Below are 13,051 nucleotides of genomic sequence, written 5' to 3'. Positions count from 1 at the left end.
GTAAATATTATCTGTTTTGAAAGAATTGTTTGCAAATATCGTTGTTCTGACGATTAGATAATTCAAAATCTATAAGTTAAAATTCAAAAGTCTAAAATGGTTAAGATTAAGCCAATAACTGTTAGTTTTTGGCAGATGCGTCTCCCCCTTAGATTAATGGGGATATTTTATCGTATTTTGCAGGCAGAAATAAAAGAATGTGGATTTCTTCCAATTTTTTCATTTCTGATTTTGATGTTTCAGATAAGCTGATTATCTTTGCAATCCTTTAAAAGAAAATTTCATTTCAATGGCAAACCATAAAGCTACAAAGAAAGATGTGCGCCAGGCTGAGAAACGCAGGGACAGAAACCGTTACTATGGCAAAACAACTCGTAATGCTATCCGCGGCTTGAAAGCTCTGAAAGAAGAAAAAGCTTATGATGAGCAACTTCCTTCTGTAGTTTCTATGATTGACAAACTGGCTAAACGCGGTGTTATTCATAAGAACAAAGCTTCCAACCTGAAAAGCAAACTGGCGAAGAAGATTGCTTTCAAAGCAACCGCAGCATAGTCCGGATCAGATTAGTATTATCTTATTCAGAATATCGCATTGTAACCAACTGGAAATTCCAGTTGGTTTTTTTCGTTATTATATGTTCCGTTAATTTATTATAGTACTTCTTCCTCTACCGGCACCTCTTTGGGAAAAGACAAGGTAAAGCGGTTTCTGCCTTCATGGATGCTGTAAATAATGGCTCCCCTGTGCAAATTCACAATACGTCTTACGATTAACAAGCCCAGCCCAAAGCCTTTTGCGCGAATAGCATTGCCGCCCCTGAAGAAAGGAATAAACAGGCGCTCCTGCTCGGACAGCGTTAATACTTCACCATCATTATCAACATGCAGGCACACTTCCTGTTCCTTCACCTCTATCAGCACATCCATGCTTTTATTGGTAGAATACAGGTAAGCATTTTTAATGAGGTTACGAACAGCCGATCTTAATAACGCCTCATTACACTTTACAGCCAGATCATCTTCGTTTTCGGGAATAGTGGCAAAGTTTACCGTAACATTAATATCCGGGAATACCTGGTGTGCCATGCTGATGGTATCGTATAAGATTTCATCCAGCCTTACCGCCTGCCAGCTGGCGGAATAATTAATACGTTCGTATTGGGATAGTAACAGTAAAGAATTAGCTAATTCTATCAAAGCATGCTGATCTTCTTTCAGTGACATCAGCACTTCTTTAGCCTGAGCAGCATTCAGTTCTCTGTTTAAAGCTGCTTCTGTTTGAGCCAGCATGTTGGCCAAAGGCGTTCGCAGTTCGTGTGAAGCATGATGAACAAAGCTTTTTTGCAGTTCAAACCCTTTTTCCAAACGTTCCAGCATGGCGTTAAAACTTTCGGCAATTTGCGCCAGCTCATCATATCCTTTTCCTACCTGAACACGCTCTCGCAGGTTATTGGCGGTAATACGATGCATTTGAGCCTTCATCTTATCCAGCGGCTTTATTACCTGTTTTACAAAAATGAAGGCGCACAGGGCGGTTAATAGAATTCCTCCAAATATTACAAAACCGATAATCAGCCGCAAACGGTCCATCTTTCTTAAACCGTAGCGATCTACTGCAGAAGTAATAATGTAGCTGTCGTGCCCATGTTCTTCTACATACATGCCAATAAACTCACGCTTGCCTTTGCTATAGAAGTAGCCATCTTTATTCCACCTTATTTTATCAAGCAGATTTTTATCTGCTTTGAATTGCAGGGTATCCGGGTAAACATATACCTGCTTGTAGGAAACATCCAATATTACTGTTTGCAGTTCTACCAGGTTAGCAGGCGAATTGCGGTCAATTTCACGTAATAGTTGCTTGTCCAGTGTGTCTACATGAAAAAACACCCGGTAATTCTGCAAGGCCTCCGCCCACAGTCGTTTATTGAAATCCTCCCTCCTGGTATCAGAATACAGGAAATAGATTACCAATACTGATGAAATAAGGATAATGGATACAAGTAAACTGAATAGAAGGGCAAATTTTACTTTCAGGTTCATGTTACGATAATGCAGTCTCTCTCACGTAATAACCAAACCCAGGCTTTGTATGAATTAGCTTCACCTCAAAAGGCTTGTCAATTTTGTTGCGCAGGAAGCTTATATATACCTCAATGGTATTGGTTCCGGTATCAAAGCTTAACTCCCACACCTTCTCCAGGATATCATGCTTGGAAATCACCTTGCCTTTATTGCGGGACAATAACACCAAAAGGGCAAACTCTTTGGCAGTAAGACTAATGCTTTTGCCGCTGCGGGTTACCATTTTGTTTTCCATGTCAATTTCCATGTCAGCCACCACAATCTTCTCTCCGCCTTCCGCAGCCGTATCGGAACGCTTCAGGAAAACCTTAATACGGGCAAACAATTCGTCAAAATGAAAAGGCTTTACAATGTAATCGTCCGCTCCCAGGTTAAAAGCGTCCATTTTATCAGACAACTCTCCCAGGGCCGTTAACATAATAATAGGTACGTTTTTATTATGTTCTCTGAACTCTTTACACAGCGCTAAACCGTTTTTGTATGGCAAGTTGATATCTAACAGCACCAGCGCATACGTGTGTTGTTTAAATAATTTTTCAGCAATCAATCCGTCATATGCTACGTCTGCCTGGTATCCCTGCCGAGCTAACTCGTCCTGGATCACCTGGCTCAACTTTGGCTCGTCTTCAGCCAGCAATATTCTGTATGTGTTTTCCATCACCTAAAACAATTGTAAGTGTTTGTTATCCAAAATAATGAAAAAAGTTATTTTCATGTACAAATCGGACAAGATTTTGTTTTTTAAAAGGCAGAATTACGGGTTGAGAGTCTCCATTTGGTGCTTTGCATATAATGTTTAATTTTGCCCATGCAAGAAAAGATCATCATTCTTGACTTCGGGTCCCAATATACACAGTTAATTGCCCGAAGAGTCAGAGAGCTTAATGTTTATTGTGAAATCCATCCGTTCAATCATCTTCCGGAATTCGATGACAGTGTAAAAGGAGTAATATTCTCCGGTAGTCCGTACTCCGTTCGTCAGGAAGACGCTCCCCAAATAGATCTGAGCCTGTTTCATGGCAAATTCCCGCTGTTAGGCGTTTGCTATGGTGCGCAGTATATTGCTCAGCACTCCGGTGGCGAAGTAGTTCCTTCTAAAATCCGTGAATACGGACGGGCCAACCTGCATTATATCGATCACAATAACCCACTGTTTAACAAAGTAGGTAACCTGTCACAGGTGTGGATGTCGCATGGCGACACTATTTCCAGCGTGCCGGCCAACTTTGAAATCATAGCCAGCACCGACTCTGTAAAAGTAGCGGCGTACCACATTACCGGTTCGCAAACCTATTGTATACAGTTTCACCCAGAGGTTACACATAGCACCGACGGTAAGCAATTGCTGGAAAACTTCCTCACTACTATTTGTGGCTGCAAGCAAGACTGGACGCCTGATGCATTCATTGATACTACCATTGCCGGCCTTCGCGAAAAACTGGGTAACGACCTGGTGGTATTAGGCTTATCCGGCGGTGTAGACTCATCAGTAGCTGCGGTGTTATTGCACCAGGCTATTGGCAAAAACCTGCATTGCATATTTGTAGATAATGGCTTACTGCGCAAAGATGAATTTGAGCAGGTGCTGGATTCTTACAAGCATATGGGCTTAAATGTCCGTGGTATTAAAGCCAGTGATCGCTTTTTAGGTGCGCTAGCCGGATTAACTGATCCTGAGCAAAAGCGCAAAGCCATTGGCCGCGTATTTATTGAAGTGTTTGACGATGCTGCACATGAGGTACAAAATGTAAAATGGCTGGGACAAGGCACTATTTACCCCGATGTAATTGAATCGGTATCGGTAAAAGGCCCATCTGCTACCATTAAATCGCACCATAACGTAGGTGGTTTACCTGATTTCATGAAACTGAAAGTGGTAGAGCCGCTGAACACCTTATTTAAAGATGAAGTTCGCCGCGTAGGCAAGGCTTTGGGCTTAGACGACACCCTGCTGGGCCGTCATCCTTTCCCTGGTCCAGGATTGGCTATCCGTATCCTGGGCGATATTACCCCGGAAAAAGTAGCTATTCTGCAGGAAGCCGACGCTATTTACATTAATAACTTAAAATCTTCTGGCTGGTACGATAAAGTATGGCAAGCCGGTGCTATCTTCCTTCCTGTTCACTCTGTGGGTGTAATGGGTGATGAGCGCACTTACGAAAACGTAGTTTGTTTACGTGCAGTAAGTTCCGTTGATGGTATGACTGCCGACTGGAGCCACCTGCCTTACGAATTGCTGGCTAAGATTTCTAACGAAATCATCAACAACGTAAAAGGAATTAACAGGGTCGTATATGACATCAGCTCAAAACCACCTGCTACCATTGAGTGGGAATAGGCATTAATTTTGACGGATGCGTAATGCAAATAAAAAAGTATGACCCTAAAAACTAAATCCATCATTATCCTGGCCGTGTTTTGTTGTTTATTCAACAGCATTTCCGCCCAGGATAATACTGTAGCTGTAAAGCCTAAAGCGCTTCGTGTAGCGGTTCTGGCACCTCTGTATATCGATTCGGCCTTCAATGGTTACTCTTATAAATTAGGCAATGCCAATTTGCCCAAGTTTATGACTCCGGGGTTGGATTTCTATAATGGTGTTATGATGGCTATCGATTCGCTGAACAAAGAACACGCCAACATAGAAGTTTGGATCTACGACACTAAAAAAGTAGGCCAGAACATCACCACTATTGTTAAAACACTCGATTATATGAACTTTTCGCTCATCATTGCTTCGCTAAACAACGCAGCAGAGCAAAAAGTGATTTCCGAGTTTTCGTTCAGCAAAAACATCCCTGTAATATCTGCCACCTATCCTAACGATGCCGGCCTTACTTCTAATCCCTTTTTCGTAATGGTAAATTCTACCTTAAAAACGCACGTAGAAGGTATTTACAAGTATGTACAGCACAACTATGTAATAGGTAAGATGATTTATGTTACCCGTAAAGGAGCTGTAGAAAGTAAGATCAAAGATTACTTTACTGCAATGGATTCTATACCTGATAAGCTAAAGTATAAAACAGTAGAACTGTCTGATAATTTCACACCAGAACAATTACTGGCTCATATGGACAGCACCCGTCAAAACATTGTTATCTGCGGCAGTGTAAACGAAACATTTGGTAGTCTGGTGGCACATACTTTAAACAATGCTACCAGTTATCGCAGTGTAGCGGTGGGCATGCCTACCTGGGATATTATCAACCCTACCAGTGTTAAAAACATTGAGGTGGTATATTCTACTCCTTACAATTTTTCACGTACCGACAGGGTGGGTGCTTCTATTACCAAGCAGTATAAAAACAAGCTACAGGGCCGCCCCAGCGATATGGTATTTAAAGGCTTTGAAAGCATGTATCACTTTTCCAAGCTGTTGTTAAAGGATAAAAATGATTTCATCAACAACCTGTCCGATTCCAGCTATAAAATAGCCAGCGATTTCCGTTTTGAAGCAGTGCGTTTAACCAGCACTTCGTTTGTTCCGGATTACCTGGAGAATAAAAAGCTGTACTTTATTAAGCTACAGGACGGAGCTGTAAAAAGCATTAATTAAGTATACTGTAGTTACAGGTGAAATGCCAGCCGGATTGTTTCTGGCTGGCATTTTGCATTGTGTTTGCTATATAGTAACTTATGAACTAATAAACACAACAGTGCTATCATCATGGGGCAGCTACTTTCTTTTACAGATAAAGGGCTTTATTGCCCGGCCGGCGATTTTTATATCGATCCCTGGCGCCCCGTGGCTAAAGCGGTTATCACCCATGCACACAGCGATCATGCCCGCTGGGGCCATCAGTATTACCTGTGCCATACCTATACCAAACCCATATTACAGGCGCGCTTAGGCAATAACCATTACGAAACCGTTGAATGGGACGAGCCTGTATTTATGAATGGGGTAAAAATATCCCTGCATCCCGCCGGGCATATTATCGGCTCGTCACAAATACGCCTGGAATATAAAGGAGAGGTTTGGGTAGTGAGCGGAGATTATAAAACCGAAGATGATGGCATTAGTGGTGCCTTTACTCCCATCCCCTGCCATGCGTTTATTACAGAGTCTACCTTTGGCCTGCCTATTTACAACTGGAAAAAACAGGCAGACATTTACAATGATATACGGCAATGGGTAACGCACAACCAACAGCAGTTTAACACCAGTGTGATTATTGGTTACAGCCTGGGCAAAGCACAACGTATTATTACCGCACTTGCCCCTTTGCAACAACCCATTTATGTGCATGGCGCTATCTGGAACATGCAGCAGGCTATAGCTTCGGCAGGTATCGTTTTACCGGAAGTAATTCGTGTAACACCTGAGACCAGTAAGGCCGAGTTAAAGAACAGTATTGTTATTGCTCCCTCCAGTGCAGAAGATAGCCCGTGGATGCGCCGCTTTTCGCCTTATCGCGTAGGTGTTTGCAGTGGCTGGATGCAGGTGCGTGGTAACGTGCGCCGGCATAATGCCGATGCGGGCTTTACATTAAGTGACCATGCCGACTGGAATGGTTTACTCAGCAGCATAGCAGCCACCGGTGCGGAAAAAGTATATGTAACACATGGCTTTCAAAGCACCCTCAGCCGTTACCTGAACGAAAAAGGCATCTGGAGTGCAGAAGTAAAAACGGAATATGGCGGCGAAGAAGAAAATGCAGAAGCAGATACCATCACCCCTGTAGCAGAATAAACTATGAAAGCATTTGCAGAACTGGTACATACTTTAGGCACCTCTACCGGCACCAACGAAAAGCTGGATGCATTGGCTAACTATTTTGTTACCGCTGATGATAAAGATAAAGTTTGGGTGATAGCCCTGTTCAGTGGCAGACGGCCTAAGCGTATTATCAGCTCGGGATTTTTGCAGCAGTGGTGTATGGAGCTAACAGACATACCGGCCTGGTTGTTTGAAGAAAGCTATCATACAGTAGGCGATTTAGCAGAAACAATCGCCTTGCTGTTACCTCCACCTTCTTTGTTATCAACAGAAGGCAGCTCACTCACCAATTACCTGCAACAACTGGTATTACTGGAAAAAGCGGATGAAGCCGCAAAGAAAGAATTTATCACCAGCTGCTGGCGTCAAATGCAGCGGGAAGAAATATTCGTGTTCAACAAATTACTAACAGGCGGCTTTAGAATAGGCGTATCGCAAAAGACCATGGTGAACGCCCTGGCTAAAAAGATCAACCTTTCTGCTTCTGTTATCGCACACCGTATCAGTGGTAACTGGAACCCTGCCACCACCAGTTTTGAACACCTGTTAAGTGAACAGGCTACTAATATAGATTTCTCTAAGCCCTATCCCTTCTATCTCGCACACCAGCTGGATAAAGCCCCGGAAGAACTGGGCACGCCACAGGAGTGGCAGGCGGAATGGAAATGGGATGGCATTCGCGGACAAATTATTAAGCGAAATAATGAACTGTTTGTATGGAGTCGCGGCGAGGAATTGATGACAGAGAAATTCCCGGAATACCATATACTGCAAACTTTGCTACCCGATGGCATTGTAATGGATGGCGAGATCATCCCTGCTGTCAATGGTACACCCCTACCCTTTGCCTTACTACAAACACGCATAGGACGCAAGAATGTAACAAAGAAAAATCTGGAAGAAACCCCTATCGCCTTCTTTGCTTACGACCTGCTGGAATATAATTATGAAGATTGCCGGGAGCAACCACTGGAAACGCGCAGGCAACATCTGGAACAGATTGTAAACACAATCCAGCACCCTTCTTTATTACTATCCGCCGTAATCCCTTTTGATAGCTGGCCACAGTTAACAGAAATACGCATGGAAGCCCGGCAACGCGTGGCAGAAGGCCTGATGTTAAAACGTAAATCTTCCGCCTACCAGGTAGGCCGGAAAGTGGGCGACTGGTGGAAATGGAAGATTGATCCGCTTACCATTGATGCCGTAATGATATATGCACAAAAGGGGCACGGACGCCGTAGTAACCTGTATACCGATTATACTTTTGCCGTAAGAGATGGCGATAAGCTGGTAAGCTTTACCAAAGCCTATTCGGGTTTAACAGATAAAGAATTTGCACAGGTAGATGCTTTTGTAAAGAACAATGCTATTGAAAAGTTCGGTCCCGTGCGTACGGTAAAGCCTGAACTGGTGTTTGAAATTGCCTTTGAAGGTATCGCCGCCAGCAACCGGCATAAGAGCGGCGTAGCGCTTCGCTTTCCGCGTATCAGCCGGTGGCGCACTGATAAAAAGCCGGAGGAGATTAATACCTTGGATGATTTGAAAAAGATGCTGGAATTGTATGGGAAGTAAATGATTAAATTTAAAACTAATGCCATACGTGCCAGAAACAAGCCGACCATTTGCTGCTAAATGAATTTGGCCTAGTTGCTCTTTTTATCTGTAGAAGTTAAGATTTGATCTGACAAATGGGATTAATTTTAAGTAACCACACTTTTAACCAATCCCAAAATGTCAGACCATGAAATCTGAAACTAAGTTAATCAAAACCAAGTTAGGACTCCTCAATTTAGCGGCTCATTTAGGCAATGTATCTCAAGCTTGCAAGGTAATGGGCTACAGTCGCGACAGCTTCTACAGAATTAAAGAGCTGTACGATACCGGAGGAGAAAATGCCCTTCACGAAATCAGCCGAAAGAAACCTATTATCAAGAATCGCGTTGAGCCAGCCATCGAAGAAGCAGTGGTTACTATGGCCTTCGAGAATCCTGCCTGGGGGCAGCAGCGGACCAGTAATGAACTGCGCAAGAAGGGTATTTTTATTTCAGGCGGTGGTGTTCGTAGTGTTTGGCAACGCCATGATCTGGAAGTATTTGATAAGCGCCTGAAAGCATTAGAAGCCCGTGTGGCTCAGGATGGTCTGATACTTACCGAAGCTCAGATGATAGCAATGGAGCGCAAAAAAGAAAAGCGGGAATCCCAGGGTGAAATAGAAACTATGCATCCAGGTTACCTCGGTTCCCAGGATACTTACTACGTGGGCACAATTAAGGGCGTGGGCAGGATCTATCAGCAAACCTTCATTGATACCTATAGTCGTGTGGCCTTTGCCAAGCTCTATGACGGCAAAACAGCCCTTACAGCAGCAGATACGCTGAATGATCGGGTATTGCCTTTCTTTGAATCACATCAGATCCCACTTCTTCGAATTCTTACAGACCGTGGCACTGAGTACAAAGGCAAACCAGAGCACCACGAATATGAACTATACCTGCAAATCGAGGGTATTGATCACACCAAAACCCAGGTGCGGCATCCACAGACGAACGGTATCTGTGAAAGGCTTCACAGGACTATGCAAGAAGAATTTTACGCGGTCACATTCCGGAAAAAACTGTACGACAGCATCGACGATCTGCAAAATGATCTGGATGCTTGGATGGAGTACTACAACAACGAAAGACCACATAGTGGCAGATATTGCTTTGGTAAAACTCCTATGCAGACATTTATCGAATCACTACCTTTAGCAAAACAAAAGCTGCTGAATGACCTATATTCAGCAGCTTAATATCTTTGTTTTAATCCTCGTTTGTCAGATCAAATACTATCTAATACATCTGAAGCAGGATCATAATCTATGCTACATTGTGCATAGATATCTGTAATTTTCTGGTAAAACCTCCGTTCGCTCGCTCTTATTTCACGTATACGCTCCAGTAACTCTTCAAAGTAGTCTTTTCCAAAACTTTTACCTTGCTTTAACCGCTCATCATCCAGCAAAAACCCCTTAATAACATATTCCCGGAGAGTTTTAGTGGCCCAAATGCGAAAATGAGTAGCTTCTTTGCTGTTTACACGGTAACCTACCGCTATAATACAATCCAGATGATAAAAGTCAATATCTCTGCTTACTTCTCTATTTCCTTCTTTTTGAACTATCCGGAATTTCCGGATAGTTGAATCTTCTTCTAGTTCATGGGAGGAAAAAATATTTTTCAGGTGTTCGTTAACGGTTCTTATATCCACATTAAACAGTTCAGCCATCTTTTTCTGAGAAAGCCAAAAGGTTTCCTGTTCATAAAACACTTCAATAGTAGCCCTTCCTTCTGGCACACTGTATAATAGGATTTCAATTTTCTCCATTATTGTCGTATTTAATACAAGCTGTCTCTACTAGCCTAACGGCTTTGTTGTAAAGTAAGTACAAAACCCAATTAGTCCTATTGATTTATCTTACTCCCTGATATACCATGCTTTTATTTGTTTCATGAATTCATCATGATCAATATATTCTTCCTGTTCATAATCTTTTTCCGCCTCTTGTAGCTCCTTATTATATTGATCTACATTATCAGTAACTACATCCTCATTTTTTGAGAAAACACTCAACATTCCCTTGATACTGTCAAGCTTTACATCGCCCATATTTTCATTTTATCCAAGTTAAAACTTTCCCTGATTTTATCTCACCCAATGTTTCAGCTATATTGCACAACATGGCTACATATTTGTAATATCAAAATATAGCAATAGTATTTTGAGCGCAACTAAAGGATATACGGTTATAACAGAATGGCTTACCAGCAAAGAATTTAAAGCCTTCGCTTTCCAGGAGGAAACCTGGCAGCATATTGTAAAAGGTAAGAGCGGACTGGTGAATGCGCCCACAGGGTTTGGTAAAACATTTTCTGTGTTCCTTGGGGCTGTTATACAATACATCAATGAATATCCTGACAGCTATCAGAAGCCACGTAAAAACGGGTTAAGGCTACTATGGGTGTCGCCATTGCGGGCATTGGCTAAAGATGTTGGCCGGGCTATGGAAGAAGCCTTATTGGAGTTAGGCATTCCCTGGCAGGTAGGTGTGCGTAATGGAGACACACATATGAGTGAGCGGCAGAAACAAAAAAGGAATATTCCCGAGGTACTGATTATCACTCCGGAAAGTCTACACCTGCTATTAGCACAAAAGGGATACCCAGATCTGTTTAAAACACTCCGGGTTATTGCTATTGACGAATGGCATGAACTATTAGGTAGCAAACGGGGCGTGCAGGTAGAGTTGGCGCTTTCCCGGATAGTAAACTCTCAACTCACCACCACCAACTTACCACTCTCTTTATGGGGCATCAGCGCTACCATTGGCAACCTGGAGCAGGCAAAGGATGTGCTGATGCGGCCTTTGCAGCAAAAGGGCGTTATTGTGCGCGCCAAACTGGATAAGCCTATTTATATAGAATCTATCCTACCGGATGAAATAGAAAAGTACCCCTGGGCAGGACATCTGGGTATTAAGCTGGCTGATAAGATTATTCCGATTATTGAACAGAGCAAGACCACGCTTATATTCATCAATACGCGGGGCATGAGTGAACGGTGGTATCAAACCTTGTTAACAATTGCTCCGCAACTGGCAGGAGCAATTGCTTTGCATCATGGCAGTATTGAACACCAGTTGCGCATATGGGTGGAAGAAGCTTTGCATGCAGAAACATTGAAGGCGGTGGTGTGTACGGCCAGCCTTGACCTTGGAGTGGATTTCAGACCTGTAGATACAGTGATACAGGTAGGTTCTCCTAAAGGGGTGGCGCGTTTTTTACAACGGGCCGGGCGTAGCGGACACAGGCCGGGAGAAGTAAGTAAAATTTACTTTTTACCCACACACTCGCTGGAGCTGGTAGAAGCTGCAGCGTTAAAGAAGGCTATTAAGCAGGAAATGGTAGAAAGCCGTGATCCGATGATCCTATGCTTTGATGTGCTGGTGCAATATCTGTGTACACTGGCTATTGGCGAAGGTTTTACGGCCGACCAGGCGTATAAGGAAGTGAAAAGCACCTGGTGTTATGCGGAGATGAATGATAACGAATGGCAGCAGGTGCTGGCGCATATCACTACCGGTGGCAGTGCCTTACAACAATATGATGATTATAAAAAAGTAGAGGTGATTGATGGTGTGTTTCGCATCACCGGCAGGCGCATGGCTATGCGCCACCGCATGCATATAGGCACTATTGTAAGCGATGCTATGTTGAAGGTGAAGTTTATGAGTGGTGGGTATATTGGCGTGATAGAAGAGTATTTTATCAGCCGACTGGAGCCGGGCGATAGCTTTACGCTGGCAGGACGTAACCTGCAACTGGTAGGCATTAAGGATATGACGGTGATCGTGAAAAAATCCAATGCCCCCAAAAGCATTGTGCCCGCGTGGAATGGTGGGCGCTTGCCCCTCTCTGCTAACCTGGGACTGGTGTTGCGCGAAACCTTTAACCTGGCGTTGAGTAAGAAAGCTGAGGAGCCGGAACTAACGGTTCTGCATCCTCTGTTTGAATTGCAGGAATACCTGTCGCATATTCCAAAGTCAAACGAGTTACTGATTGAGCATATAGAAACGAAAGACGGGCATCACCTGTTCGTATATCCTTTTGAAGGAAGACTGGTGCATGAGGCCATGGCTGCTTTACTGGCTTACCGCATTAGCCGGATACTACCCATCACCTTTTCTATAGCGATGAACGATTATGGGTTTGAGCTGTTGAGCGATCAACCTATACCTGTGGATGACTCCAATGTATATGAGCTATTCAGCACAGATAATCTCATTCATGACATACAACGTAGCGCCAATGCGGCTGAAATGGCAAAGCGTAAGTTTCGCGACGTAGCTGTTATTGGCGGATTGATATTCCAGGGCTACCCGGGTGAGCATAAGAAGGCCCGTCATTTACAATCATCCGCATCCCTACTGTTTAAAGTATTTGCGGAGTACGATCCGTATAATATTTTGTTAAGACAAGCTTACCAGGAGGTACTGGATCAACAGATGGAGGAAGCACGCCTGCGTGCGGCTTTGCAACGCATACAGCAAAGCAAAGTGGTAATTACCGTACCGCAACGGCTTACCCCATTCTGCTTTCCCATTAAGGTGGATAGTTTGCGGGAAGATATGTCGTCCGAGCAACTGGAAGACCGCGTTCGTCGTATGCAGCAACAACTGGAAAAGTAGGTATCTTTGCTCCC

Annotated in this window: 11 protein-coding genes; 7 read left to right on the top strand and 4 right to left on the bottom strand. The window is 43.5% G+C overall.

The genetic code is table 11. The features are described from left to right. Nucleotides 1-289: 289 nt before the first annotated feature. A complete protein-coding gene (gene rpsT, locus FLA_RS02800) occupies nt 290-553 on the top strand; it encodes a 30S ribosomal protein S20 (RefSeq protein ID WP_076382068.1) in 264 nt (87 codons plus the stop codon). Nucleotides 554-651: 98 nt separating this feature from the next. Here rpsT and FLA_RS02795 read toward each other — a convergent pair whose 3' ends face one another. Continuing rightward, a complete protein-coding gene (locus FLA_RS02795) occupies nt 652-2,043 on the bottom strand; it encodes an ATP-binding protein (RefSeq protein ID WP_076382069.1) in 1,392 nt (463 codons plus the stop codon). A gap of 1 nt (nt 2,044) precedes the next feature. Continuing rightward, a complete protein-coding gene (locus FLA_RS02790; protein ID WP_076382070.1) occupies nt 2,045-2,743 on the bottom strand; it encodes a response regulator transcription factor in 699 nt (232 codons plus the stop codon). Between the two features lie 150 nt (nt 2,744-2,893). On the opposite strand from FLA_RS02790, the gene guaA reads away from it, so the two are divergent. The 5 genes from guaA to FLA_RS02765 all read left to right on the top strand — a co-directional run bounded on the left by guaA (nt 2,894) and on the right by FLA_RS02765 (nt 9,602). After that, nucleotides 2,894-4,423 carry a glutamine-hydrolyzing GMP synthase gene (guaA, locus tag FLA_RS02785; protein WP_076382071.1) on the top strand — a complete coding sequence of 510 codons (1,530 nt, stop codon included), beginning with the start codon at nt 2,894-2,896 and terminating at the stop codon, nt 4,421-4,423. Nucleotides 4,424-4,462: 39 nt separating this feature from the next. Next, a complete protein-coding gene (locus FLA_RS02780; protein ID WP_076382072.1) occupies nt 4,463-5,644 on the top strand; it encodes a type 1 periplasmic-binding domain-containing protein in 1,182 nt (393 codons plus the stop codon). A 111-nt stretch (nt 5,645-5,755) separates the two neighbouring features. Further along, nucleotides 5,756-6,781: a ligase-associated DNA damage response exonuclease gene (locus FLA_RS02775; protein ID WP_076382073.1), complete on the top strand. Its 1,026-nt coding sequence runs from the start codon at nt 5,756-5,758 to the stop codon at nt 6,779-6,781. A gap of 3 nt (nt 6,782-6,784) precedes the next feature. Continuing rightward, the gene (locus tag FLA_RS02770; RefSeq protein WP_076382074.1) at nt 6,785-8,383 is read left to right on the top strand and encodes an ATP-dependent DNA ligase; all 1,599 of its coding nucleotides are present in this window, start codon (nt 6,785-6,787) and stop codon (nt 8,381-8,383) included. Between the two features lie 169 nt (nt 8,384-8,552). Further along, nucleotides 8,553-9,602 (top strand): IS481 family transposase, encoded by a 1,050-nt coding sequence (locus FLA_RS02765; RefSeq protein ID WP_076383033.1) that lies wholly within the window; start codon nt 8,553-8,555, stop codon nt 9,600-9,602. Between the two features lie 29 nt (nt 9,603-9,631). Here the strand turns inward: FLA_RS02765 and FLA_RS02760 are convergent, their stop codons facing one another. Together FLA_RS02760 and FLA_RS02755 are read right to left on the bottom strand one after the other, a co-directional pair. Next, nucleotides 9,632-10,177: a virulence RhuM family protein gene (locus tag FLA_RS02760; RefSeq protein WP_084206584.1), complete on the bottom strand. Its 546-nt coding sequence runs from the start codon at nt 10,175-10,177 to the stop codon at nt 9,632-9,634. 90 nt (nt 10,178-10,267) lie between these two features. Beyond that, nucleotides 10,268-10,459: a hypothetical protein gene (locus FLA_RS02755; protein ID WP_076383017.1), complete on the bottom strand. Its 192-nt coding sequence runs from the start codon at nt 10,457-10,459 to the stop codon at nt 10,268-10,270. A 109-nt stretch (nt 10,460-10,568) separates the two neighbouring features. Here FLA_RS02755 and FLA_RS02750 point away from each other — a divergent pair, with 109 nt between their 5' ends. Then, the gene (locus FLA_RS02750; RefSeq protein WP_076383015.1) at nt 10,569-13,037 is read left to right on the top strand and encodes a ligase-associated DNA damage response DEXH box helicase; all 2,469 of its coding nucleotides are present in this window, start codon (nt 10,569-10,571) and stop codon (nt 13,035-13,037) included. Nucleotides 13,038-13,051: the final 14 nt, after the last annotated feature.

It is taken from the genome of Filimonas lacunae (assembly GCF_002355595.1).
In the GTDB taxonomy this organism is placed as follows: domain Bacteria; phylum Bacteroidota; class Bacteroidia; order Chitinophagales; family Chitinophagaceae; genus Filimonas; species Filimonas lacunae.
This window is presented reverse-complemented; position numbering and strand designations above follow the sequence as displayed.